23 protein-coding genes are annotated in these 23,700 nt (G+C 71.5%); 14 read left to right on the forward strand and 9 right to left on the reverse strand.

Annotated elements, in window-relative coordinates; genetic code table 11:
- Positions 1-3: 3 nt before the first annotated feature.
- A complete protein-coding gene (locus tag AB0M36_RS18205) occupies positions 4-423 on the reverse strand; it encodes a hypothetical protein (RefSeq protein ID WP_364158693.1) in 420 nt (139 codons plus the stop codon).
- Between AB0M36_RS18205 and AB0M36_RS18210 the strand changes: the two genes are divergently transcribed.
- From AB0M36_RS18210 to AB0M36_RS18220, 3 genes are all read left to right on the forward strand, one after another.
- On the forward strand, positions 416-1,318 hold the full coding sequence (locus tag AB0M36_RS18210) for an aminoglycoside phosphotransferase family protein (RefSeq protein ID WP_364158696.1): 903 nt from the start codon (positions 416-418) through the stop codon (positions 1,316-1,318). The two genes, AB0M36_RS18205 and AB0M36_RS18210, sit on opposite strands and share 8 nt — an antisense overlap.
- Positions 1,319-1,373: 55 nt before the next feature.
- Entirely contained in the window at positions 1,374-1,757 is a 384-nt protein-coding gene (locus AB0M36_RS18215; RefSeq protein ID WP_364158698.1) for a nitroreductase/quinone reductase family protein, read from the forward strand.
- 82 nt (positions 1,758-1,839) lie between these two features.
- The gene (locus tag AB0M36_RS18220) at positions 1,840-2,037 is read left to right on the forward strand and encodes a hypothetical protein (protein WP_364158701.1); all 198 of its coding nucleotides are present in this window, start codon (positions 1,840-1,842) and stop codon (positions 2,035-2,037) included.
- A gap of 21 nt (positions 2,038-2,058) precedes the next feature.
- On the opposite strand, the gene AB0M36_RS18225 is transcribed toward AB0M36_RS18220, so the two are convergent.
- Positions 2,059-2,676, reverse strand: a complete 618-nt coding sequence (locus AB0M36_RS18225) for a hypothetical protein (RefSeq protein WP_364158704.1) — start codon at positions 2,674-2,676, stop codon at positions 2,059-2,061.
- Between the two features lie 215 nt (positions 2,677-2,891).
- On the opposite strand from AB0M36_RS18225, the gene AB0M36_RS18230 reads away from it, so the two are divergent.
- Positions 2,892-3,368 carry a hypothetical protein gene (locus AB0M36_RS18230; RefSeq protein WP_364158706.1) on the forward strand — a complete coding sequence of 159 codons (477 nt, stop codon included), beginning with the start codon at positions 2,892-2,894 and terminating at the stop codon, positions 3,366-3,368.
- A 61-nt stretch (positions 3,369-3,429) separates the two neighbouring features.
- Here AB0M36_RS18230 and AB0M36_RS18235 read toward each other — a convergent pair whose 3' ends face one another.
- On the reverse strand, positions 3,430-4,284 hold the full coding sequence (locus tag AB0M36_RS18235; RefSeq protein ID WP_364158709.1) for a chitosanase: 855 nt from the start codon (positions 4,282-4,284) through the stop codon (positions 3,430-3,432).
- 346 nt (positions 4,285-4,630) lie between these two features.
- Here AB0M36_RS18235 and AB0M36_RS18240 point away from each other — a divergent pair, with 346 nt between their 5' ends.
- Genes AB0M36_RS18240 through AB0M36_RS18265 form a run of 6 tightly spaced genes read left to right on the forward strand, consistent with a single transcriptional unit; the run spans position 4,631 to position 11,560 of the window.
- A complete protein-coding gene (locus AB0M36_RS18240; RefSeq protein WP_364158712.1) occupies positions 4,631-5,953 on the forward strand; it encodes an ABC transporter substrate-binding protein in 1,323 nt (440 codons plus the stop codon).
- A gap of 3 nt (positions 5,954-5,956) precedes the next feature.
- Entirely contained in the window at positions 5,957-6,874 is a 918-nt protein-coding gene (locus AB0M36_RS18245; protein ID WP_364158714.1) for a sugar ABC transporter permease, read from the forward strand.
- Positions 6,871-7,758: a carbohydrate ABC transporter permease gene (locus AB0M36_RS18250; protein WP_364158717.1), complete on the forward strand. Its 888-nt coding sequence runs from the start codon at positions 6,871-6,873 to the stop codon at positions 7,756-7,758. The genes AB0M36_RS18245 and AB0M36_RS18250 overlap by 4 nt, the downstream gene beginning before the upstream one ends.
- The gene (locus tag AB0M36_RS18255) at positions 7,755-9,011 is read left to right on the forward strand and encodes a 6-phospho-beta-glucosidase (protein ID WP_364158719.1); all 1,257 of its coding nucleotides are present in this window, start codon (positions 7,755-7,757) and stop codon (positions 9,009-9,011) included. Before AB0M36_RS18250 ends, AB0M36_RS18255 begins: the two co-directional genes overlap by 4 nt.
- Complete coding sequence (locus tag AB0M36_RS18260) at positions 9,008-10,024, forward strand: BadF/BadG/BcrA/BcrD ATPase family protein (RefSeq protein ID WP_364158721.1); 1,017 nt, start codon at positions 9,008-9,010, stop codon at positions 10,022-10,024. The genes AB0M36_RS18255 and AB0M36_RS18260 overlap by 4 nt, the downstream gene beginning before the upstream one ends.
- 33 nt (positions 10,025-10,057) lie before the next feature.
- Positions 10,058-11,560, forward strand: a complete 1,503-nt coding sequence (locus AB0M36_RS18265) for a glycosyltransferase family 2 protein (protein ID WP_364158724.1) — start codon at positions 10,058-10,060, stop codon at positions 11,558-11,560.
- 4 nt (positions 11,561-11,564) lie between these two features.
- Here the strand turns inward: AB0M36_RS18265 and AB0M36_RS18270 are convergent, their stop codons facing one another.
- Complete coding sequence (locus AB0M36_RS18270) at positions 11,565-12,908, reverse strand: ABC transporter substrate-binding protein (RefSeq protein WP_364158791.1); 1,344 nt, start codon at positions 12,906-12,908, stop codon at positions 11,565-11,567.
- Positions 12,909-12,919: 11 nt separating this feature from the next.
- Positions 12,920-14,515, reverse strand: coding sequence for a methyl-accepting chemotaxis protein (locus AB0M36_RS18275; RefSeq protein WP_364158727.1), 1,596 nt, complete (start codon positions 14,513-14,515; stop codon positions 12,920-12,922).
- 145 nt (positions 14,516-14,660) lie between these two features.
- Between AB0M36_RS18275 and AB0M36_RS18280 the strand changes: the two genes are divergently transcribed.
- The 4 genes from AB0M36_RS18280 to AB0M36_RS18295 all read left to right on the forward strand — a co-directional run bounded on the left by AB0M36_RS18280 (position 14,661) and on the right by AB0M36_RS18295 (position 20,087).
- A complete protein-coding gene (locus AB0M36_RS18280; RefSeq protein WP_364158730.1) occupies positions 14,661-16,163 on the forward strand; it encodes a GGDEF domain-containing protein in 1,503 nt (500 codons plus the stop codon).
- A gap of 117 nt (positions 16,164-16,280) precedes the next feature.
- The gene (locus tag AB0M36_RS18285) at positions 16,281-17,564 is read left to right on the forward strand and encodes a tetratricopeptide repeat protein (protein ID WP_364158732.1); all 1,284 of its coding nucleotides are present in this window, start codon (positions 16,281-16,283) and stop codon (positions 17,562-17,564) included.
- Positions 17,561-18,982 carry a sulfite exporter TauE/SafE family protein gene (locus tag AB0M36_RS18290; RefSeq protein WP_364158735.1) on the forward strand — a complete coding sequence of 474 codons (1,422 nt, stop codon included), beginning with the start codon at positions 17,561-17,563 and terminating at the stop codon, positions 18,980-18,982. The genes AB0M36_RS18285 and AB0M36_RS18290 overlap by 4 nt, the downstream gene beginning before the upstream one ends.
- A 22-nt stretch (positions 18,983-19,004) precedes the next feature.
- Positions 19,005-20,087 (forward strand): HoxN/HupN/NixA family nickel/cobalt transporter, encoded by a 1,083-nt coding sequence (locus AB0M36_RS18295; protein WP_364158737.1) that lies wholly within the window; start codon positions 19,005-19,007, stop codon positions 20,085-20,087.
- Positions 20,088-20,104: 17 nt separating this feature from the next.
- On the opposite strand, the gene AB0M36_RS18300 is transcribed toward AB0M36_RS18295, so the two are convergent.
- From AB0M36_RS18300 to AB0M36_RS18315, 4 genes are read right to left on the reverse strand one after another with little or no spacing between them, the layout of a single operon-like run.
- A complete protein-coding gene (locus AB0M36_RS18300; RefSeq protein WP_364158740.1) occupies positions 20,105-21,151 on the reverse strand; it encodes a maleylpyruvate isomerase family mycothiol-dependent enzyme in 1,047 nt (348 codons plus the stop codon).
- On the reverse strand, positions 21,148-21,732 hold the full coding sequence (locus AB0M36_RS18305; RefSeq protein ID WP_364158743.1) for a sigma-70 family RNA polymerase sigma factor: 585 nt from the start codon (positions 21,730-21,732) through the stop codon (positions 21,148-21,150). The genes AB0M36_RS18300 and AB0M36_RS18305 overlap by 4 nt, the downstream gene beginning before the upstream one ends.
- Positions 21,733-21,779: 47 nt before the next feature.
- Complete coding sequence (locus AB0M36_RS18310) at positions 21,780-22,226, reverse strand: hypothetical protein (RefSeq protein ID WP_364158746.1); 447 nt, start codon at positions 22,224-22,226, stop codon at positions 21,780-21,782.
- A 49-nt stretch (positions 22,227-22,275) separates the two neighbouring features.
- Positions 22,276-23,688: a DUF4331 domain-containing protein gene (locus tag AB0M36_RS18315; RefSeq protein WP_364158748.1), complete on the reverse strand. Its 1,413-nt coding sequence runs from the start codon at positions 23,686-23,688 to the stop codon at positions 22,276-22,278.
- Positions 23,689-23,700 lie beyond the last annotated feature (12 nt).

Below are 23,700 nucleotides of genomic sequence, written 5' to 3' on the forward strand. Positions count from 1 at the left end.
CGTTCAGATGCTCCTCGAGGAGGAACCGGTATGCGGATCACGGGAATCGGCGTGCGACGTTTCGTCGTGGCGGCTGTCGGTCTGGTCGCGCTGGCGCTGGCGGGCGGCGGCGGGGGTGGAGGCATCGGCGGCACCGGCGCGCCGGCCCGAGCCGGCGGCGACGGCGGAGGCATCGGCGGAACCGGCCTGACCCACTGACCGACTGGCCGACTGACCGACGGGCCGACTGGCCGACACCGGCACCGGCACCGGCACCGACACCGGCACCGACACCGGCACCGACACCGACACCGGCACCGACACCGGCACCGACACCGGCACCGACACCGGCACCGACACGGCCGCCGAGGTCGGTCGGCTGCCCGGGCGGCCAATTCGTTGGCCCCGCGGCGTCGGACCGCCTACCGTGCCGATCGTGCCCATCCACGATGACGAGATCCGCGCCACGGTCGAGCAGGTGCGCCGCCTCGTGGCGGACCAGTGCCCGCAGTGGGCCGACCTGCCCGTGACACCCCTGCCCGGGGAGCTGGAAGGCACCGACCACGCGATTTTCCGGATCGGTGAGACACTCGCCGCCCGCATGCCCAAGATCGCCTGGGCGGTCGAGCAGGCCGATTCCGACGCGCGGTGGCTGCCCGTGCTCGCGTCCCGGCTCCCCGCGCGGATCCCTGTTCCGCTCCACGTGGGCGAGCCTGGCGCCGACTATCCGTGGCGGTGGACCGTGGTGCCGTGGATCGCCGGAATCACACCCCCTCGGCTTGGCTGCGACGACGTCATGCTGGCCCGCCAGGTCGCCGACTTCGTGCGTGCCCTGCACCGGGTCGACCCGGACGGCGGCCCGCGCAAGCCACCGGGCTCCCGCGGGTCCGCCCTGCGCCACGCCGACGGGGGTGTGCGCCGGGCGCTCGCCCGCCTCGCCGATCACGACGACGGCTTCGAGGTGGCCGCCGCGGAGGCGGCCTGGGAGGCCTGCCTGGCCGCTCCCGACTGGGATCGGGATCCCGTGTGGATCCACGGTGACCTCCAGGCCGGCAACTTGATCATTAACGGACGGGGGCTGGCCGCGGTCATCGACTTCGGCGCCCTCGGTGTCGGCGATCCGGCTCCGGACGTCGCTCCGGCGCTCTGGACTTTCACCGGTGCGGCCCGACCTGCCTACCGGGAGGAAGTCGGGTATGACGACGCCACCTGGCTCCGCGCGTGTGGCTGGGCCCTCGCGCCCTCGCTGACCGGCATCGACTACTACCGGCATACCTTCCCCCGCATGGCCGAGCACGGTCGACGCATGGTCCGGGCGGTCATCGCCGAGCTGGCGTGAGTGCCGCGCGGGTGCGTATTGACCTGAAGTCAGCTTGAGGTTGCAGCATGAGCGCATGACGGCGACGGACGAGGCACGACGGACACTGGACCGGCAGCTGACCGTGGAGATCACCACGATCGGGCGCCGGACCGGGCGGCCCCGCCGGATCGAGACCTGGCGGTATCGGGCGGCGGGCCGCTACTGGTTGACCGGCAGCCCCGGGCCCCGCGACTGGTATGCGAACCTCGTCGCGCATCCCGGGTTCACGCTGCACCTTCAGGATCTGGACCTGCGGGTACGCGCCCGCGTGGTGACCGATCCGGCCGAGCGTACGCGGGTGTTCGGCGAGATCGTGCCGGGCCTGGAGTGGGCGACGCACGGCCTGGACAGGTGGATCGCGGAAAGCCCCTTGGTCGAGATCGACCTCGGACAACACGAATTCTTGAGAAAGCCTTGATCCGGCGTTGAGCAGGACGATAGGGGTCGTCGCCACATCGCCCGGCGTCGGCCGCGCGGCAGGTCTCAAAGGCGGTACTCGCATGTCAGTCTCTTCGATCGGCTCGGGTGCGGCACTCTGGGGACACGTCATCGCCGTCGGGCAGCCGCTCGACCCGCAGACCCAGAAGGCTCAGGCCAACGCCCAGGCCGACCTGCTCCAGGCGCTTCGCGTCGCCGAGAGCGGCACCGTCGTCGCGGCACGGGTCACCGACGGCAGAGGGATCGACGTCTACGCGTGACGGAGGTGGCCGTCCCAAGGATCACGGCTTGGCGTCGTGCTCGGTGATGAGCGCGGGAAACCAGGTGATGTCCTCGGGTGTGCCGACGTTGCTGTTGGCCAGGTCGGCGACCCGCTCCGCGTCGTGGAGCGTGGTGAGCAGCCCGCCTTCTCCCGGCCGGATCCCGAGTCTCTCGCGCCCCTCCTCGTGCAGCCCGTAGCAGAGCCAGGTGTGGATGCGGCCCAGGTCGAAACCGAGAACCTCGAATCCCTCGACCGTGCCGGGTGGCGCGGCTGTCGGCTGTGAGAGATTCACCCGGATCGGATGAGGAAGGTCACCGATCCACTCCTCGAGCAGGGTGCGAAGCTCGACGACGCCGGCCGTCGGCACGCTCATGCTCCACACGTGGACGGCGTCGGAGCCCGGTGGAGCATGCCGGACGGCGCTGATCGCGTGTTCGAGGGATCGGTGCCAGGGCGCGTGCAGGGACTGTTGCCAGGACTCGATGAGCCGATCCTGGTCGGCGGGAAGAAGCTCGGCGAGGCAGTCGCTGACCGTCGACACGACGCGCGGCATGTTCCTCGTCCAGGCCTGCTCTGGCGGCTTCCAGCGGAGTCCGGCCACGAAGCCGGCCAGTGCGAAGGTCTCGGTGGTCGTCACACCGGACATCATTCCGCCCCGACCGGGTGGCAGCGGGCGAGGTGGACGACATCTCACCGGCGGCCCCGGCAGGATCTCAGGACGGAGGTGGTCGAGTGTCGAACGATCCGGTCACCCGCGGGCCTTTCCCGGCGGCCGATGCCGCGGCGCCGCGGCGACCTCGTCCGTGGGTGTTGGCCGTTGGTCCGGTGCTTGCCCTCGTCGCGGGAGGTGGTGTGGGCACCCTCGTCGGCAGCGTGATCGCCGTTGTGTGGTCGGAGGTGAGGAGCACCAACCAGTGGGACAGGCTCGGCATCTACTTCTTCAGCACCCTCATCGGGCTTCTGGTCGCCGTCGTGGCGTACATCGTCGCGCTGACGGTCGTCGCGTGGAGGTTGTTTCCTCCGGGCCGGCGTGCGGTGCCGGTGCTGCTGACGCTTCTCGCGCATGTGATCGTCCTCGGGGTCACCGCGGTGCTCATGGCCACGCTGCAACCGGCGGAAGACGCCTACGCAGCGGCGAGCATGCTGCTGACGCTTGCCGGTCTGGCCTGCGGACCGGCGGTCTTTCCCGCGTGTGGCACCACCGGGCGACTCCGCTTCGCGGCCGTCGCCACGGTCGCCGCGATCATCCTGACCGCCGGCGTGGTCACCGTCGTCTCGCACGTCTTCGCGCGGGAAACGGCTTACGTCAACGGGCACGCCGGGTCATGAGCCGCCTCGACGCTCGGGTGGGATCGCGTCCGGCGACGAGACGGACGCGACCCCCGCGAGGTCAGTCGATGCGGTAGTGGTCGCCGTAGACGGCGAATTCCAGTGGGGTGTTCAGGTCGAGGTTGCCGGCGCGCAGGAACACCCGCTGGGCGGTGTCGACCCGGGACGTGTCCGAGTGGGCCTCCTCCTTCTTCATCTCGATGACGCGCTCGTCCAGGAAGGCGTGCAGCCAGGTGGTCTCGTTGCCGCCCTGGGCCGGGGGTTTGGCCTTGCGCAGCGCCCGGCCGCGGATGTCGCGCATGCCCTCGTAGCCGTGCATGACGGCCGCGTCGTAGTACGCGAACTGGCCCAGCGCCCGGATCTTGTCGTTCTTGCCGTCGCGGACGGACGGGTTGAAGTAGACCCGGTCCCGCTCGGACTCCTGCGCGGCCCGGAACGTCGAGTCGCCGGCGGCGGTGCGCCAGTCCCGGGGGTAGTTCGGGTCGAGGCCGGCGTGTGAGTCGGTGCCGTTGACGCGGCGCAATGCGGGCAGGTATTTCGCCAGCACGTTGCTCGGCTTGACGTCGGTGTACGCCTCGACGAGGTCGAGCATGTCGCCGGTGCCGGAGCAGAAGCCGATGATCCCGGCGGTGTAGCCGCGCCCGTCGTCGATGTCCTCGATGTAGGAGAACTGGGCCCGCCAGTCGAGAGACGAGTTCTCGGCGGCGGACACGATCTGCATGGCGATCTCCTTCTTCGCCGGGTTGTCGAGGTTGACCGCGGCGGCGGCGATGATGCCGCCGCGGGTGTTCGGTTCGGTGGTGGCGCCGGCCGGCAGGAGGCCGTAGGCGAGGCCCGCGGCGGGCAGCAGCAGGATGCCGAGGGCGTACGCGAGCGTGTGCCGACGGCGGCGTCGGGGGATGCGGGGGACGGACATGGCGCTCCTCGATGGGGGATGGAGGGAACGGCGCACAGGGATATCCATCGACGACGGTCTGTCAACCGGCCGTCGTCGTGGCGATGACTGGTCACGCTAGGTCAGTTAAAGTGATTTATCAATAGCCTTCGATATGTCTGATGTGCAGGCATTTCGGGATCTTTGGCCGGCCCTGTCGGGCGCCGGTCGGGCGGCCAGGTGCAGAACTCTTCACCTGCGGTGACGAAGGTCTTGACAGCGATCGACGGGCGTCTTACGGTCCCCGTAATTGTTAGTTGATTTTCCTATCAACCGAGGGGGCCGTCGGGATCATCCGACCGGCACCGCCCTGAGAGGACCCCCGGCCATGCCCATACGGATCTCCGCCGCGCGACCATCGGTTGTCGCCGCGGCCGCCCTGTTGCTCACCGCCGCCTGCACGCCGGTCGCCAAGGAACAGAAGATCGCCGATCCCGGCGCCGCGGTCTCCGGGACGGTCGAGCTGTGGCACTTCTTCACCGAGCGCGAGGCCGCCGCGATCGACGCCGTGATCAAGGACTTCACCGCCACCCACCCGAACATCAAGGTCACCGTCAAGGCCGGCCAGGACGACGCGAAGATGACCCAGGCGATCGGCGCCGGCAACGGCCCCGACATCGGGCTCTCCTACTCCACCGACATCGTCGGCAAGTTCTGCTCGTCCGGGGCGTGGGTCGACCTGTCGCCGTACGTCAAGCGGGACAACGTCGACCTGAACCAGCTCAACGCCACCACCCGCCAGTACACCGAGTTCGCCGGCAAGCGGTGCGCGATGCCGTTCCTGGCCGACGCGTACGGGATGTTCTACAACAAGGACCTGTTCGCCAAGGCCGGGATCGCCGGGCCGCCGAAGTCCCTCGACGAGCTCACCGACGCCGCCAAGAGGCTGACCGTGAAGAACCCCGACGGCTCGCTCAAGACGGTGGGCTTCCTCCCGCTCTTCGACTTCTACGAGAACGCGGCCGCGCACCTGGCTCCGGCCGTCGGTGCGACGTGGCTGAGCGCCGACGGCACCTCCGCGGTCGGCGACGACCCGGCCTGGAAGACGCTGCTCACCTGGCAGAAGAACCTGGTCGACTGGTACGGCTACGACAACCTGCGCAAGTTCCGGGCCGGCCTGGGCGACGAGTTCAGCGCGGACAACGCGTTCCAGAAGGGCAAGGTGGCGATCAACATCGACGCCGAATACCGGCTCGCGTTCGTCAAGGACCAGGCGCCCGGCCTCAAATACGGTGTCGCGCCGATCCCCACCAGCGACCCGGCACGGTACGGCGGCGGCTACGTCACCGGCAACATCGTCGGGATCTCCAAGAACGCCAAGAACCCCGAGGCCGCATGGGAGCTCATCAAGTTCCTGACCACCAACGACGCGACCATCGTGAAGTTGGCCAACTCGCTGAAGAACCTGCCCACCACCGTGGGGGCGATCCGCGACCCGGGGCTGCAGGTGGAGCCCGAGTTCAAGACCTTCATGGACATCTTCGCCAACCCGAACTCGTCCACCTCGCCCCCGGCGGCGTCCGGGCCGGCGTACCAGGACACCTTCGCGACCTTCGCCACCGGCTGGCAGTCCGGCAAGGTCGCCGACCTCGACGCCGGCCTCGCCGACGCCGACAAGCAGATCAACAGCGTGATGACGCTGGGCGGCTGACCCGTGCGGCTCCGGCGGAACCTGACCGCCCTGTCCTTCCTGGCGCCCGCGCTGGCCGGCATCCTGGTGTTCTTCCTGTACCCCCTGCTCAGCGCCGTCTGGTTCTCGTTCACCAAGTTCGACCTGCTCACCGTGCCGCGGTGGGTGGGGCTGGCGAACTACCGGCGGATGGCAGAGGACCCCTACCTGTGGCAGTCCATCCGGAACACGCTGTGGATGGTCGCCGTCTTCGTCCCGGTCCGGATCGTCAGCGCGATCGGACTGTCGCTGCTGCTCAGTCGGCTCAAACAGGGCGCGGGATTCTTCCGGACCATCTTCTACCTGCCGGCCCTGGCCCCGCCGGTCGCGGCCACCATCGCGTTCGTCTACCTGCTGAAGCCGGGCACGGGCCCGGTCAACGCGTTCCTGGCCCGGCTGGGCATCGAGGGCCCGCTCTGGTTCAACTCGCCAGACTGGTCGAAGCCGTCGCTGGTGCTGCTCGGCCTCTGGGGCATCGGCGACCTGATGATCATCTTCCTGGCGGCGGTGCTCGGCGTGCCGGCCAGCCTCTACGAGGCGGCCGCGCTGGACGGCGCGAACGCCTGGCACCGGTTCCGGTACGTCACGCTGCCGACCATCCGCCCGGTGATCCTCTTCGCCGCGGTGACCGGCGTGATCTACACGTTGCAGTACTTCGACCAGGCCGCGGTCGCGGGGTCGATCGCCAGCGGGCAGGCCGTCACGGGCGGCGGCATCTCCTCGTCCTTCGGCTTCCCCGAGGGCTCGACCTTCACCTATCCGCTCTGGCTCTACACCGTCGGATTCCGTTACCACGCGCTCGGCTATGCCAACGCGATGGCCATCGCCCTGTTCGTGGTGGCGTTCGCGGTCACGGTGATTCTGCTGCGCCGCTCCAAGGCCTTCTCCGGGGAGGAACAATGACCGCCCTCGCGGCCCCGCCCGTGGCACCCGCGGCGCCGGCGACGACCGACCGCCGGGAGAGGCGGCAGCGCCGGCTCGCCTGGATCGCCCGGCACAGCATCGCGATCGCGCTCGCGGTCATGTTCCTGACCCCGGTGGGCTACCTGGTGCTGCTCTCCGTCATGACCAGCGACCAGGCGCTGACCAGTGACTACTGGCCCAACACCTGGCACTTCGAGAATTACGTACGGGTCTTCGAGGTCACTCCGCTGCCGCGCTACCTGCTCAACACCGTGATCTACGCGGCGGCGGCGACCGTACTCATGCTGCTGTCCAGCGTGCCGGCGGCGTACGCGTTGGCCAAGCTCCGGTTTCGCGGCCGCAACGCGGTGTTCCTCGCCGTCATTTGCGTGATGATGCTGCCGCCGCAGGTGGTCACGGTCCCGCTCTACCTGATGTGGGCCCGGTACGGCCTCACCGGCTCGCTAGCGCCGCTGATCCTCCCGATGCTCTTCGGTGACGCGTTCTGCATCTTCCTCATGCGGCAGTTCCTGCTCACCATTCCGTCCGAATACCTCGACGCGGCCCGGGTGGACGGCTGCGGCGAGTGGCGCACCCTGCTCCGGGTCGTGCTGCCCATGGCCCGGCCGGGCATCGCGGCGGCAGCCCTGTTCCAGTTCTTCTACGCCTGGAACGACTATTACGGTCCGCTGCTCTACACGAGCGAGAACGAGAACTCCTGGACGCTGTCCCTGGGGCTCGCCTCGTTCCACGGTGTCCATCACGTCGACTGGAATCTGGTCACGGCCGCCACGGTGCTGGCCATGCTCCCGATCGTCGTCGTGTTCTTCTTCGCCCAGAAGGCATTCGTCCAGGGCGTCACACTCACGGGGGTCAAGGGGTGAAGATCGCTGTCGTCGGCGGTGGCTCGACGTACACGCCGGAGCTGGTGGACGGGTTCGCGCGGCTCGGCACGACGGTGTCCGAACTGGTGCTGATCGACCCGGTAGCCGACCGGCTGGAGATCGTCGGGGGCCTCTCCGCCCGGATCTTCTCCAAGTACGGCCATCCGGGAAAGGTCAGCTGGACCACCGACCTGGAGGCCGGCGCCACCGACGCCGACGCCGCCGTCGTCCAACTGCGGGTGGGTGGGCAGGCGGCGCGGATCAGCGACGAGACCTTTCCGCTGGAGTGCGGCTGCGTGGGACAGGAGACGACCGGAGCGGGCGGGCTGGCCAAGGCCCTGCGTACGGTGCCCGTCGTGCTCGACGTGGCCGCCCGCATCCGGGCCCGGGCCCGGCCCGGGGCCTGGATCGTCGACTTCACCAATCCGGTCGGCATCGTGACGCGGGCGCTGCTGGACGAGGGGCATCGGGCGGTCGGGCTGTGCAACGTGGCGATCGGCTTTCAGCGCCGGTTCGCCCGCATGCTCGGCGTCGATCCGGCGGCGGTGGTCCTCGACCACGTCGGACTCAACCACCTGACGTGGGAACGGGCCGCGTACGTCGACGGCGTGGACCGGCTGCCCGAGCTGTTGGAGGCGCATCTCGAGGACCTGGCCGCGGAGGTCGATCTGGCGCCCGAGGTGCTGTCCGCGTCGGGCACCGTCCCGTCGTACTACCTCAGCTACTTCTACGCCCACGACCGGCACGTCGGGCAGGCCCGCGGTGCACGGACCCGCGGGGAACGGGTCGCCGAGATCGAGGCGACCCTGCTGGAGCTGTACCGGGATCCGGCGTTGCGCGAGAAGCCCGCGCTGCTGGGCGAGCGCGGCGGCGCGTTCTACTCGGAGGCGGCGGTGGGCCTGATCGCCGCGCTGCACGGCCTCGACCCGCACGGTGTCCACTCGGTCAACGTCCGCAACGGGGGAACCCTGCCGTTCCTGCCGGACCACGCGGTGATCGAGGTCTCGGCCCGGGCCGGCGTGGCCGGGCCGGCGCCGCTGCCGGTCGCCCCGCTGGCGCCGGACCTGGCCGGCCTGATCGGCCACGTCTCGGGATACGAGGAACTGGCCCTCGACGCGGCCGTGCGCGGCGGCCGGTCCCGGGTGTACCGGGCGCTGCTGGCACACCCCCTGGTCGGGCAGCACGAGCGGGCCGAGGCGCTCACCGACCGGCTGCTCGCGGCCGGCGCCCGTCATCTGGCCTGGGCCCGATGACGTACTACCTGGCCGTGGACGGCGGCAACTCCAAGACCGACGTGGTCCTCGGCTCGAGAGACGGTGAGGTCCTGGGCTTCGTCCGCGGCCCGACCACCTCGCCGCACACTCTCGGCCTGAACGGCACCGTGGACCTGCTCGCCGAGCTCTTCCGCGCGGTACGCGCCGACGCGGGCGTCGCTCCGGCCACGCCGATCGACCTGTCCGCGGTCTATCTGGCGGGCGCCGACCTGCCCGTCGAGGTGACCCGGCTGCACCAGGCGATCTCGGCCCGGCGGTGGACCCGCGCGACCATCGTGGACAACGACTGCTTCGCGCTACTGCGCGCCGGCACGTCACGGCCGGACGCGGTCGCCGTGGTCTGCGGCGCGGGGAGCAACTGCGTGGGCCGAGCGGCGGACGGCCGCACGGCCCGGCTCGTGGCGCTGGGCGCGATCTCGGGGGACTGGGGCGGCGGCCACGACCTGGCCGACCACACGCTGCGCCTGGCCGCCCGTGGTGAGGACGGCCGGGGCACACCGACCGCCCTGTCGGCGGCGGTCGCCGGGCACTTCGGGCGGACCACAGTGGAGGACGTGAGCATCGCGCTGCACCTGGGCGAGCTGGAGCTGGCCCGAATTCGCGAGCTGACGCCGCTGCTGTTCGAGGTCGCGGCGGCCGGCGACACGGTGGCGACCGGGCTGGTCCGCCGGCAGGCGCACGAGGTCGTGGCGCAGCACCGGGTGGCCGCGTCCCGGCTGGGGCTGCTGGACGCGCCGCACGCGCTGGTCCTGGGCGGAGGCGTCCTGCGGGCCCGGCATCCGGTGCTGCACCAGCTCGTGGTGGCGGGCGCGCGGCGACAGGCCCCGCAGGTGGAGATCAGCGTGCCGGAGTCGCCCCCGGCGCTGGGCGCGGCTCTGCTGGCGTTGGACGCGCTGGGCGCGACGGCGGCCGCGGCGGCCAGGCTGCGGACGGCGATGCGCACCGCCGTGCCGGGCGGCTTCGCGGGGGCGCCGGCCATCGTGCCGTCCTGAACGTGAAACATTGCGCGACTAGCGTCGAGCCACGTGATCGGACTGTTGTGGCTTACGGTGCCCGTGCTGTTGTCGTTCTACTTCGCGTTTTTCGCCGCATACAACTACGCCTATGCCGTCGCCGCGTTGCTGCGTCGCCGGCCGCGAACGGTGCCGCTGCGCACCGACGCCCGGGTCGCGGTCGTCATCGTCTCCTTCAACGAACGTACGGTGATCGCCGACACCGTGGCGGCGTGCGAGCGGTTGTCCTTCGCGAACAAGACCATTGTGGTGGGTGACGACTCGAAGGATCCCGAGACCGTCGCGTTGCTGCGCCGGCTGGCCGCCGAGCGAGGCTGCGTCCGGATCCCCGGTGCCCGGTATCACGACACCGACGTCGAGTTGTGGGAGTCGGACGGGTTCGTGGTGTTCCACCGCTTCCACAACGCCGGCTTCAAGGCCGGCAACCTCAAGACCCTCGAGGGCTACCTGCGCGAGCGCGGCTTCGACTACATGTACCTGCTGGACGCGGACTGGCGCCCGCAGGTCGACGCCCTCCAACGCTGCCTGGAGGTCATCGAGGCCGACCCCGCCACCGCGTACGTGCAGGCGAAGCGGCTGTACCACTACGGCCCGGCGGACCACTTCCAGCGTTGCCTGGCCATCAACGAGGAGGCCTGCTACCTGGTGGATCTGGCGGGCCGACAGCAGCTCGGCCAGATGATCCTCTTCTCCGGCTGCTGCACCATGTTCGACCTGGCCGCGCTCGACGCCGTCGGCGGCTTCAAGGCCGGGCATCTCACCGAGGACATCGACCTGTCCAACCGGTTCTACCTGGCCGGCTACCGCGGGGTCTACCTGGAGGACGTGGCCAACGTGGGCGAGGTGCCGCCCAACTATCAGGCGTTCCGCCGACAGCAGGAGCGGTGGGCGATCGGCTCCGCCCGTACCTGTAGGGAGTATTTCTTCCCGGTCCTGCGATCGGGGCTGGACCTGTGGACCAAGCTCAGCCTGCTGCGACAGAACGCCTACTTCACCGCCGCGTTGGGGGTGGAGGTGTCGGTGCTGTGGAGCCTGCTGGTGGCCGTCGCCGCCGTCCTGGGCGCCGACAGCGGCTGGGCGCCGACCTTCGACGGTCACCTGCGCGTGGTGGCCTACACGTTGGTCCCGGCGGCGTTGGTGGCGCTGGTGAGCTGTGTGCTGCCGCTGGTGGTGGGCGTGGTGAAGAAGCGCGACTGGGTGAGTCTGCTGTATCTCCCGGCGGCGTGCTGGATCGCGCTGTCCGTGGTGCACACCTATGCCATCGCGAACGTCAAAGGCTTCCGGAACCTGGCACAGAGCTGGTTCGTCACGCCCAAGACCAACCGGCGGCGCGGCCCGGTCGTGGTGCGGGGCGCGCGGCGGATCCGGGCGCTCAACGCCGCCACCCTGGTGGTACTCGCCGGCACCTATCTGGCCGCCTTCCGCGCCGACGTGGGCGCGACCGGGGCGGCCCTGGCGGCGGTGTACGCGCTCGTGTGGATCCCGTCCCTGGTCATCGCGTCGCTGAAGAGCTGAGCCCTCAGTCCTTCCAGGACGCCTCGATGGCGTCGAGGGTGTCGCGCGTGTCCTCGCCGTTGATCCAGTCGGTCATGCCGGTCCAGAAGGAACCCGCGCCGACGGAGCCGGGCATCAGGTCGGAGCCGTCGAACCGGAACACCGCCTTCGGGTCCCGCAGGATCTCGGCCGACAGCTTGTCGATCGTGCCCGTGTAGGCCTCGATCTTCACGTTGCGGTTGGCGGAGACCCAGGAGCCGAGCTCGACGCGGGTGGTGGCGAACTCGGCGCTGGCCAGGAAGGTCTGGAACGCCTGCACCTCGGGGCGGTCCGCGAAGGCGACGACGAACTCGCCGCCGCCGAGCACCGGCTTGCCCTTCGCCGGGTCGACGGCCGGGAAGTAGAAGGCGTAGACGTCGCCGTCCTCGGCCACCTTCGTACCCGACGGAAACTGCAGGGCGTAGAACGAGGCCTGCCGGTGCATGGCGCAGCGGCCCCGCAGGATCGGCAGACCCGCCGTCTGGAACGGCGTGCGGGCCACGCTGGTGACGCCGCCGAAGCCGCCGTTGACGAACCGCGGGTTCTTCAGGATCGAGCCCACCCTGTCGGTCGCCTCGACCACCGCGGGATCGTTGAACGGCAGGTCGTGAGCCACCCACTTGTCGTAGGTCTCCGGGCCCGCGGTACGCAGCATCGTGTCCTCGAGCCAGTCGGTGGCGGGCCAACCGGTGGCGGCACCGGACTCGATGCCGGCGCACCACGGTTTCACGCCGTCCGCCGCGATCTTCTTGCTGAGTGTGATCAGCTCGTCCCAGGTCTCCGGCACCGCGTAGCCCTTCTTCTTGAAGGTGGCGGGGGAGTACCAGACGAAGGATTTGACGTTCGCGCCGAGCGGCGCGGCGTAGAAGGTGTTGTTCACGGTGCCGTAGGTCAGCCAGTCCGCGGGCCAGTTCTGCTCGGCGAGCCGCTTGGTGGCGGCCGACGCCGGCTTGGCCGCGCCGTCCGCCACCAGCTTGGGAATCATGCCGGGCTGCGCGAAGAACGCGACGTCCGGAGCGTCGCCGCCGGCCGCGCGGGCCTGTACCTCCTTCTCGAACTCACCGCTTCCCTCGTAGTCGATCTTGATGCCGGTGCAGTCGGAGAACAGGCGCCAGGCCTGCTCCAGGTTGACGCCCTCGACATCGCGGATCCCCGCGAAGGCCGAGACGGTGGTACCGCTGTGGCCCTGGTAGGCGCGGTAGGGCTCACACTGCGGCGAATCCGTGAAACTCGCCTCCTCGGACGCGCCCCCGCCACATCCGGCGGCCAGCAGAGCCGTCGCCAGCACGCCCGCCAGTGCCCGCCGGTGGCGTCCGCTTCCCATGCCCATGACGTCCTTTCTCACGCACGGAACCGGCGTACGGCCCGGCGCAGCTCCTCGGCCGTGCCGGCGAGGTTCTCGGCGGCGACCCGGGCCCGCGCGCCGTCGTCCGCCGCGCTGCTGACCGCGTCGGCGAGAAGCTGGATCGTGCCCGCGATCTCGCGCGTGCCGGTGGCCGCCTCACCGACGTTGCGGTTCATCTCGTTGGTCGTCGCGGTCTGCTCCTCGACGGAGGAAGCGATGGCCAACTGGAAGTCGTTCATCTGTTCGATGATTCCGCTGATCCGGTTGATCGCGCTCACCGCGCCGGAGCTGTCCGACTGGATGGCGTCGACGCGCCGGGAGATGTCCTCGGTGGCCCGCGCTGTCTCCTGAGCGAGCTCCTTCACCTCGCCGGCCACCACGGAGAAGCCCTTGCCCGCCTCGCCGGCCCGCGCGGCCTCGATGGTGGCGTTCAGCGCCAGCAGGTTGGTCTGCTCGGCGATGGCGGTGATCACCTTGACGACGTCGCCGATCTCGGCCGAGGAGCGGCCCAGCTTCGCGACGGACGTCGTGGTGTCCGCCACGACGGCGACCGCGTCCGTCGCCACGCGTACCGCCTCGTTGGCGCTGTGCGAAATGGTGCCGATCGACGCCTCCATCTCCTCGCCGGCCGAGGCGAGAGTGAGCACGTTCTGGGAGACGAGGTTCGCGGTGGAGGTCGCGCTCACCGCCTGCTCCGCCGCGCCGGCCGTGGAGGTCGCGATGCTGGCACCGGAGGCGGACACCTGGTCGGAGGCCTCGCCGACGGCGTTCGCCGCCGTGGTCAGGGCGGTGACGGTGTCGCGCATGCCCTGTCGGGCGCGCTCGTACCAGCCGGCCATGCGACCGATCTCGTCCTGGCTCTCGACCTCGACGGTCGCCGTGAGGTCGCCGCCGGCCATGGCCTCGAGGGCGGTCTCCACCCGGCGCACGGGCCGCAGGATCGACGACGCGGTGAACAGCGCCCACGCGGCGGCGAGCACCACACCGAGCACCGTGGCCGCCAGCACCAGCCGGATGGCGTCCGTGCGGGCCTCGCGGATGCTCTTGCCGCCGGCCGTCACCGCGTCGGTCTCGAACTTCGCCAGCTCGTTGAGGTTAGCCTTGGCGACGCGCAGCGCCGCGATCTGGGTGAACCGGGCGTTCTGGAAGGCGCCCAGGTCACCTTTCTGGCTGGCCGGCAGCATCGTGTCGTCGCGGAAGCGCCGGTAGATGGCGAGGGCGCTCTCGGTCGCCCGGATCGTGCCGAACCGGTCGCCGCCGGCTCCCGTGAACGCGGCCCACGCCTGATCGTACGCGGCGTCGGCGGTCTTGATGTCGTTCTCCGCGCGCCGCCGGGAGACGTCGTCGGTCAGCGCCACGTGCTCCAGCAGGGTGGTGTCCGCCTCCAGCAACGACGTCCGGGCCGCCTCGAGCCGCAGAGCCTGCTGGACCCGCTGGTCGGCGATTCGGGTCGCGGTGTCGGCAACGGAGCTCAGTTGCACCATGCCACCCACACCGACGCCGACCGTGGCCAGACCGGCCACCGCCGCCACCAGGAGCAGCCTGGCCCGTACGCCGAGGGCCCGCGCGCCGAGCACGCTCACAATCCGCACGCGATCTTCTCCCTGACATCCGTCTGGAGAAACGATTTCATGAGTTCGCGGCCGGATCCGGCGAATTGCCAGCTCCGCGAGAAAGAACGGTCGGATGCTGCCGGAATCGGTCAGCCCCGGCGCGGATCCGGTCGATAGTACGAAGGTGACGGGAGCAGGGCGCCTGGTCGGCGTCGACGTACCGCGGTGGGGTGCCCGGGTGGGAGCCTCGCTGGTGGTGCTCACGGCGACCCTGGCGTTCGCCGCCGCGCTCGGGGCGCTGCTCGGCCCCCGGGTGCCGGGGGACGGCACCGGGCAGTACGTGCTCTACACCGTTTCGGTGCTGGTCGCCTCCGCCGCCTGCCTGTGCAGGGCCGTGACGACTCCGCTGGAGCGCCCGGCGTGGGCGCTGCTGGGCACCGCGCTGCTGCTGTGGGCGCTGGGCAATGTGTACAGCCTGATGTGGCTGCGGCAGCTCGACTCGTACCCTCTGCTGAGTTGGGCCGACGCGGCGTGGCTGGCGTGGTATCCACTCGTCGGCGCCGCGCTCGTGCTGCTGTTGCGGTCCCGGATCTCGGCGGTGCCGCGCAACTTGTGGTTCGACGGCGTCGTCGTGGGCTGCGCCACCGGAGCCGTGTACGCCGCCGTGGTGATCGGCGTCTACCTACCCGGCGGCGTCGCGTCCGTGAGCGGCCTGGACCTGGTGGCGGCGTTCTCCTACCCCGCCGGGGACATCGTGCTGCTGGCGATGGTCACCAGCGTCCTGGCCGTGCACGGGTGGCGGCTGCACGGTGGATGGGGCTGGCTGGTCGCGGGCCTGGCCGGCAGCGCGATCATCGACGGGGCCTACCTGTCGGCGCAGTCCTCCGACCGTGTCCTGTTCGGCGTCTGGCCGCTCGTGTCGCTGGCGCTGGCCCGCTCGGCGTGGCAGTCGGTGCGACAGGTGGAGCAGGTGCGGGTCACCGGCTGGCGGATGTTCGCCGCGCCCGCCTGCTGCGCGCTCGTGGTGCTGGCGGTGCTGCTGCACGCCGTCTACGGCGACTCCAACCCGGTCGCCATCGTGCTGGTCACGGTGAGTTATCTGGCGTTGGTGGCCCGGGTGGGCCTGCTCTTCGCCGACGTACGCCGCGCTCAGGTGCGGCTGGAGGCGGCACGCGCCGCCGCCGACCAGTTGTCGAGGACCGACCCGCTGACCGGCGCCGCCAACCGCCGGGCGTTCGGTGAGGCCTTCGACGGGGTACGCCGCGACCAGAGCTGCGCGGGCATCCTGCTCGTCGACATCGATCACTTCAAGCAGATCAACGACCGCTACGGCCACGACGCCGGCGACGCCGTCATCGTCACGGTGATCCGCCGCATGGGGGCGGCGGTGCGCCGGGACGACGTGGTGGGCCGCTGGGGCGGCGAGGAGTTCTGCGTGCTGTTGGACGCCATACCCGACGCCGAGGTGCTGCGGGTGGTCGCGGAGAAGGTCCGCACGGCCGTGTGCGGCGACCCGGTGCCGCTGCCGGACGGCAGCACGGTCGACGTCACCGTGTCGGTCGGTGCGGTGCTGCTCGACCACGTCACCACCCTGGACTTCGCGATCGGCGCCGCCGACGAGCAGCTCTACGCCGCCAAGCGGGGCGGGCGCAACCAGGTGCGGTCCGCCGTCGTGGCACCCGACTGAGCCGGAGCCGGCCGCCCCTTCCCGGGGCTTGTGTCGGCCTCACGACTGCCCGTCATCCGCCGGGCGGTACGGCGCGAATCCCCTCACCGAAGAGTCGGTGGATGAGAGGGGGCGCCGATGCGCCAGGTCCTGAAGCTCGTGGGCTTCGCCGTGCTCGGCGTGGCGCTGGTCGTCACGGCCGGGGCGCTGCTCGCACCGCGGGACGAGCCGACGCCGGCGAGCCGCCCGGAGGCGCGGGAGACCGATCCCATCGCCGCCGCGCAGCGCCGGCTGCAGCGTCTGCCGGAGGACTGGAACACCTGGGCGGAACTCGGCATGGCCTTCGTCCAACGGGCCCGGTTCACCGGTGACACGGGGGATCACGAGCGGGCGCGGCGCGCGCTCGACCGGTCGCTCGGGATCCGACCCGGCAACGCGGCGGCGCTGACCGGTCTCGGGGCCCTCGCCGCCGCGCGGCACGACTTCCCGGCGGCGCTGCGGCACGGCAGGGCGGCACTCGCCGTGGATTCCTACCGGGCGGCCGCCCTGGGCGTCGTCGCCGACGCCCTCACCGAGCTCGGCCGCTACGAGGAGGCGTTCGCCACCGTCCAGTGGATGGTGGACCTGCGGCCGGACGCCGCCTCGTACGCCCGGGCGTCGTACACCTGGGAGTTGCGTGGCGACGTCGGGCGCGCGACCGACGCCATGCGCCGCGCGCTGAACGCCGCGACCACCGCCGAGGATGCGGCGTTCGCGGAGTATCACCTCGGCGAGCTCGCGTACGGGATGGGCGATCTCGGCGCCGCGGGGACGCATTTCGCGCGGGGGCTGCGGCTCGCGCCGGGATATCCGCCGCTGCTGATCGGTCAGGCGCGAACCCGCGCCGCCCGGGGTGAGACCGCCGCGGCCGTCGCCGACTTCCGCGCGGTCGTGGCGGCGGCACCGAGCCCCGGCTACGCCGCCGAGCTGGGCGACCTGCTGCGCTCGCTCGGTCGGACGCCGGACGCCGCCCAGCAGTACGCCCTCGCGAAGGCGGGCTGGGCCGCCTCGGCCGAGTCCGGTCGGCCACCCGAGCCGGACGGGGTGCTGTTCGCCGTCGACCAGAGGGATCCCGCGGCTCTGAGCCTTGCCCAGCGCCTGTACGCCCGGCAGCCCGGCATCGGCGCCGCCGACGCGCTCGGCTGGGCGTTGCGGACCGCGGGCCGTCCCGGGGACGCCCTGCGCCGCGCCGACGAGGCGCTGCGGCTGAACACCGCGTCCGCGTTGCTGCACTACCACCGCGGCATGATCCTCGTCGACCTCGGGCGGATCGGCGCGGCCCGCGCCGAGCTGACGACAGCGCTGCGGCTGAACCCGCACTTCTCGATCCGGCACGCCCCGCTGGCCCGCGCCGCGCTCGCGTCGCTGATCGGTGCCCGATGACCGGCCGGGTGGTGCGGCTGCTGACGGCCGCTGGCGTGCTCGGATTCGCCCTGGTCGTCGCGGCGCCGCCGGCGTCGGCCCACCCACTGGGCACGTTCACCGTCAACCAGTACGTCGGGCTGCGCGTGACGCCGGACGCGGTGCGCGTCGACTACATCGTCGACCTGGCCGAGCTTCCGGCCTATCAGGAACGTACGCGGGAGGTGGACGCCGACCACGACGCCGAGGTGTCCGCCTCGGAAGGCGAGCGGTACGCCGGCGCGGCGTGCCGTGCGGGGGCAGGGCTGCTCCGGCTCACGGTGGCGCGGCGGCCGGTGCCCGTCACGGTCGTCGCCGCGACGGTCTCCTTCCCGCCCGGTGCGGGCGGCCTGTCGACCCTGCGGTTGGAGTGCGGCTTGCGCGCGTCCGTGGCCCTGTCCGGCACCACAGCCGTGACCTTCCGCAACGACGCCCACCCCGACCGGATCGGCTGGCGGGAGGTGACCGCCGTCGGCGACGGGGTGACCCTGATCGGTTCCCGCGTGCCGGTCGACAGTCCGAGCCGGCGGCTCACCGCGTACCCGGACGATCCGCTTGCCGCGCCGTCAGATGTCCGCACCGCCGCGTTCACGGTGCGTCCGTCTCCCAGCGGCGTGGCACCGGGCGAGGCGGCCCCGCCGACGTCGGACCGGGGGGTCGACCGGTTGACCGCGGCGTTCACCGCGGTGGTCGGACGGCACCGCCTCAGCGTCGGTGTGGCGGTCGCCGGCCTCGTGCTGGCCCTGCTCCTCGGCGCGGCCCACGCGCTCGCGCCCGGTCACGGCAAGACCGTGATGGCGGCACTGCTCATCGGCCAGGAGGGCACCTGGCGGCACGCCGCGGTGGTGGCGGGCAGCGTGACGGTCACCCACACGGCCGGGGTCCTCATCCTCGGCCTGGCGCTGGCGACGTCGCTCACCGTCGCTCCGCACCGCCTCTACGGCGTACTCGCCGCCGTCAGTGGCCTGCTGCTCGCCGCCGTGGGAGCGACGCTGCTGCGCCAGGCGCTCCGCGCACGGCGGCACCGGCGAGCGCACGACCACGCCCATGGGCACGACCACGACCACGGGCCGGTGCGGTTGAGGGTGCGTAGCCTGCTGACCCTCGGCTTCGCCGGCGGGCTGCTGCCCAGTCCCTCGGCTGTCGTCGTGCTGCTGGGCGCTGTCGCGCTGGGCCGCGCCTGGTTCGGCGTGCTGCTGGTGATCGCGTTTGGAGTGGGCATGGCGGCCACCCTCACCGGCGTCGGCCTCGCCCTGAGCCGGTTCGCCCCGGCGGTCGCGCGGCGGATCCTTCCGCGCCGGCTGAGGCGCTGGCAGTCCACCGTGCCCGTGCTGACCTCCACCGTCATCGTGCTGATCGGACTCGGGCTGGCCGCCCAGGCACTGCTGGCACAGCACTGACACCGACAAGGAGAACATCGACATGGTCGAGAGCCTCACCGAGAAGGACCGACGGTCGCTGTGGGGCATGGCCGGCACCATCGTGCTGCTCCACCTGGTCGGCTTCGGCGTCCTGTTCGGACTGGTGGAGCCGCGAGCCCTGCGGCTCGGCGGTGAGCACCCGGTGTTCACCGCCGGAGTCGGCGTCCTGGCCTACACGTTCGGGCTCCGTCACGCCTTCGACGCCGACCACATCGCGGCGGTCGACAACGCCACCCGCAAGCTTCTGCACGACGCCCTCGCCACCGGCGAGGACCGCAAGCCGCTCTCCGTGGGGTTCTGGTTCTCCCTGGGCCACTCCACCGTCGTGTTCGCCCTCGCCTTCCTGCTGGCCGCGGGCGTCAAGGCACTCGCCGGGCCCGTCCAACACCAGGGCAGCACCCTGCACTCGGTCACCGGGGTGGTCGGCGCCTCGGTGTCCGGGGTGTTCCTGTGGATCCTCGGCATCCTCAACCTGGTCGTGCTGGTCGGGGTGATCGGCATGTTCCGCGACATGCGCCGCGGCCGCTACGACGAGCAGGCCCTCGAAGCGCGGCTTGACCGCCGTGGCCTGCTGAACAGGATCCTCGGCGGCCTGACCAGGTCCGTGCGCCGGCCGTGGCACATCTATCCGATCGGGGCGCTCTTCGGCCTCGGCTTCGACACCGCCACCGAGGTCGGCCTGCTCGTGCTCGCGGGCGGCGCCGCCGCGTTCAGCCTCCCCGCCACCTCGATCCTCGTGCTCCCGATCCTGTTCGCGGCCGGCATGTGCCTGATGGACACGATCGACGGCGTCTTCATGAACGCCGCCTACGGCTGGGCCTTCGCCAGGCCGGTCCGCAAGGTCTTCTACAACATCACCATCACCGCGATCTCCGTCGCCGTCTCGCTGATCATCGGCACGATCGAACTCGTCGGCGTCCTGGCCGAGCAGGCGGACATCACCACCGGACCGGTCGCGGCGGTCGCCGGGATTCCCCTGGACTACGCGGGCTACGGCATGGTCGCGCTCTTCGTCGTCGCCTGGCTGGTCGCTATGGCGGTGTGGCATTTCGGGCGGGTCGAACAACGCTGGCCGACGCGGTAGCTCGCGCGGCGGGTGCGTCACGGACCGGACAGGCCGGGTGCGGCGGCGAGGAGCTCTCGCGCCAGCACCGGGTCGCCGCGCAACTCAGCACCGATCCGCTCGGGCTCCCGGCGGCCGCCGACCAGCCGGCAGAACTCCACGATCTCGACGATCACCTCCGCGGACGGCACCAGCTCGACCGGACCGGTGGACGCCCGCAGGGCAGTGGCGGGCGGGGCGGCCGGCACCGTCCAGGTGCCGCCGCCCGGGCCGGTGAGGTGCAGCCGCACCTGCCGGCCGGCGGGCGTCACGGCCCGCCGCGCTATGACGTGGGGCAGCATGCGGGCGGCCAGATCGGCCATGAGATGCACGTGCTCGGGCAGCGGAGTGACCGACGGCCGAGCCGCCGCGGCGGCGATGTCCTCGATGTGGATCCAGGTCTCGAAGGCCCGGGCCACCAGCGCGTCCCGCACGGTGAGCGGCAGGCCGAGGACGACCGTCCCGGCGGCTAGCGACGGATGCCGCAGCAGGGTCCGGCACACCGCGTCGGCCTGCGCGCGCCAGGACCGCCGGGTGTCCTCGGTAGATCGGTTCCGGAGGACGTCGAGCATGGCACGGGTACGCGAGACGGGATCATCGCCGGGCTCGACCGGGGGCTCGACCGTCAGTCCGAGTGCGGACGCGATGAGGCCGTCGGTCGCGGTCAGGTGGATGAGCAGGTCGTGCACGCTCCACTCGCCGTACGCGGCGACGCGGTCCCAGTCGTCGGCGGCGAGTCCGGACAGCATGAGGTCCAGCGCGGCGACCTGGGCGGCGTACGGCGCGGCGTAGGGCGGGGCGGGCGGGGCGGGTCGCCGGAGCGCGTTCGCGGCGACGCCGAGCGGGGCGATCGTCGTGGCCGGCGGCGGCAGGCACTCGCGGTCGAGTGCCTCGACGGCCGCCCGCAGTGCCCGCGCCTCCGCCGCGCAGGCGGCGCAGCCGTGCAGGTGGGCGCGGACCACGGAGTCCTCCAGCGGAGAGCAGGCCTGTAGTGCCCACGCTCCGAGGAGTTGGGCCACGGCCTGGTGAGCGTCCGTGCCGGTCATGTCTGCCCCGAGCCGTGCAGCGCCACGGTGAGTCGGCGCAGGCCCTCGCGGAGCCGGGATTTCGCCGTACCCTCGGGGACGCCGAGCTCCACCGCGACCTCGCGGTAGGTGCGGCCGTGCAGGTAGGCCAGGGTGATCGCGTGACGCAACGGTTCGGGGAGCGCCCGCACCGCCTGCTCCAGCCGGCGGGCCGTGTCCGTGTCCGAGACCTGGTCGCCGACCGGGTCGCCACGGCTGACCGCGTCGTCCCACAGCCGGGGGTGGGACGCGTGGCGGCGCTGGGTCTCCTCCCGGCGGACCAGGTCGACCGCGCGCCGGTGGGCGATCATGGACAACCAGCCGCGGAGGCTGCCCCGGGCCGGGTCGAAGGCGAACGGTTGCTGCCAGATCGTGAGGAACACCTCCTGGGTGATGTCCTCGGCGGCCCTGCCGTCACGGGTGACGCGGGCGGCCACTGTGTACACAAGGGCCCGGTATCGGTGGTAGAGGTCGACGAACGCGGCCTCGTCGCCGAAGACGAGCCGGTCCCGCAGCCGCACATCGTCCTCGTGGGCCGCACCGATGGATCGCTGCTGCAACAACGCTCTCACCCGCCTGGGCCCACTCTAGGGGTCCGCCCTCGGCCGCGTCATCTGGTTCCCGGCGCGGATCCGCCGCCGACGCAGACTTGCTCCAGATGGGACCGGGCGTCCTCCGCCTCGCGCAGGTAGCGCGGCTCACCGGTGCGGCTGTCGAGCCGAAGGCGGAGGTAGCCGAGCGCGAGGACCAGCTCCCGCATCGACGCCGCCGCCTCGCCGGTGGCGGCGGGCTGTAGTGCGACGAACCGTTCCTGCAACCGGCGCAGCTCCTCCCGGTCTGCCGGCGACAGTGATCCGATGTCGCGACGGGTCAGCCGGGCCAGGGCCAGCACGGCGTCGGCGGCGTCGCGGCAGGTGCCGGGCGTGAACTGGTGGAGCGCCGGGAGGACCGGCCAGTGCTCGCGCGGCCCGGCCGGTCGTTCGACGGCGGCGGCGACGGTGATGGCGAGCAGCGCCGCCGCCGTCAGCGTGGCCGCCACGATAATGGGACGCTTCACGCGGAGTCCTCCTTTCCGGCCGGGGCGCCGGAACGCCCCGGCCGTGCGGTCAGCTCTGGTTCACCGCGGCCACGTTGGGCAGGGCGACATAGGGGAACGTCGTGCGGAACGCCCGCGCGTTGGCGTTGACACCGTCGCCGAGCCCGTCGACCGCCGGGGGGTGACCGGGGAGCAGCACCCCCTCGGCGACGCGCAGCGTGACGTCCAGGGTGTCGTCGGCGAGCCTGCGCCCGTTGGGGAAGCCGGCGTTGTCGCCGCCGAGCACGCCGAGCCGGTGCGGTGTCCGGGCCGGCGGGACCGCCATGTTCAACCGCAGCTGCTCGCTGGGGCGGAACTTGCTGGGGTCGATGTCGCGGTTGAGTCGCTGCGAGTTCAAGTCGGCCGCGACGGGGCCACACGCCTTGCACAGGCCGGTCAGGAAGACCTCGACCAGGTCCTGGCGCGGCGTCGCCGGGGCTGGGATCTGGTAGATCGCCTGGATCAGCCGGGGCACCTCGGGGCTGGTCACGAAGGGCAGGAAGCGCGAGTCGTCCCGGGGGGCGGTCGCGTTGAACTCGTCCTTGCGGCCGACGGGTATCACGACCTCGTTGACCAGGGGCATGCCCAGCCGGGAGACCTGCTGCCAGCCGCCGTACCGGGTCCGCTGGTTCAGCGTGTCCACCACCTCGACGCGCTGCCGGGAGGTGGTGCTCCAGATGCCGACGACCGGGTTGCGTACGGCGTCGCCCCGCAGCGCGAGGGCGTTCCTGGGCACCTGGATGGCCAGCGTGTTGACGTTGTAGCCGCCGACCGTGTCCTGGCCGACCTCGGAGAAGTTCGCGCCGTAGAGCAGATCGAAGATGCGCAGGTCGAGGAAGAACGGGTCGTCGGCCTGTCCCGCGAAGGTGCGGCCGCCGGCCGGCAGGTGCGTGACCGCGGCGTCGGCGAGCGCGGCGTAGTTGGGCATCGACGCCGCGCCGACGCGCGACGGGGCGACCCGGCCGTTGCTCACCAGCACGGTGCTGCCCGTGGCGGTGAGGGCTTCCAGCCGGTAGGTCTGGAAGTAGTTGAGATCCGGGTCGTCCAGCGAGCTGACGACGCCGGTGTTGTAGAGGAAGGTGTTCCTGTCGCGGTAGTTGTCGGTGAAGGTCCACCGGTAGATGAGGTCGGGCAGGGCGTCGCCGTCGCTGTCGACGTTGATGTCGTACGCCGAGTCGGTGGCGAAGCCGTAGAAGTTCGGACCGCCGTTGGGTTCCTCGAACGGCACCCAGTTGGCGATCATCGTGACGGTGTCCGGCGCGTCGGGGCTGACGAACGCGTACACGTCGGTGTTGTCGAGTTTGGGTTCGCCCGAGACCAGTGGCGCCTCGCGGTGGCTGGAGGCGACCGTGACGGTCGGCGCCAGGGCCGCGACGCAGGCACCGGCGGCGACGACGGCCGCCGCGGCGGCGAGCCTCGACTTCGATGGTTTTCGGATCAGCACGTGGTCCCCCTT

Origin of the sequence: Actinoplanes sp. NPDC051346 (assembly GCF_040682215.1) — a bacterium.
Classification (GTDB): domain Bacteria; phylum Actinomycetota; class Actinomycetes; order Mycobacteriales; family Micromonosporaceae; genus Actinoplanes.

Coding starts and splice junctions, on each gene's coding strand:
- AB0M36_RS18205 (WP_364158693.1), bottom strand. CDS start 423: ATGGGCACGATCGGCACGGTAGGCGGTCCGACGCCGCGGGGCCAACGA.
- AB0M36_RS18260 (WP_364158721.1), top strand. CDS start 9,008: ATGACGTACTACCTGGCCGTGGACGGCGGCAACTCCAAGACCGACGTG.
- AB0M36_RS18215 (WP_364158698.1), top strand. CDS start 1,374: ATGACGGCGACGGACGAGGCACGACGGACACTGGACCGGCAGCTGACC.
- AB0M36_RS18240 (WP_364158712.1), top strand. CDS start 4,631: ATGCCCATACGGATCTCCGCCGCGCGACCATCGGTTGTCGCCGCGGCC.
- AB0M36_RS18285 (WP_364158732.1), top strand. CDS start 16,281: ATGCGCCAGGTCCTGAAGCTCGTGGGCTTCGCCGTGCTCGGCGTGGCG.
- AB0M36_RS18270 (WP_364158791.1), bottom strand. CDS start 12,908: ATGGGCATGGGAAGCGGACGCCACCGGCGGGCACTGGCGGGCGTGCTG.
- AB0M36_RS18290 (WP_364158735.1), top strand. CDS start 17,561: ATGACCGGCCGGGTGGTGCGGCTGCTGACGGCCGCTGGCGTGCTCGGA.
- AB0M36_RS18220 (WP_364158701.1), top strand. CDS start 1,840: ATGTCAGTCTCTTCGATCGGCTCGGGTGCGGCACTCTGGGGACACGTC.
- AB0M36_RS18295 (WP_364158737.1), top strand. CDS start 19,005: ATGGTCGAGAGCCTCACCGAGAAGGACCGACGGTCGCTGTGGGGCATG.
- AB0M36_RS18250 (WP_364158717.1), top strand. CDS start 6,871: ATGACCGCCCTCGCGGCCCCGCCCGTGGCACCCGCGGCGCCGGCGACG.
- AB0M36_RS18235 (WP_364158709.1), bottom strand. CDS start 4,284: ATGTCCGTCCCCCGCATCCCCCGACGCCGCCGTCGGCACACGCTCGCG.
- AB0M36_RS18300 (WP_364158740.1), bottom strand. CDS start 21,151: ATGACCGGCACGGACGCTCACCAGGCCGTGGCCCAACTCCTCGGAGCG.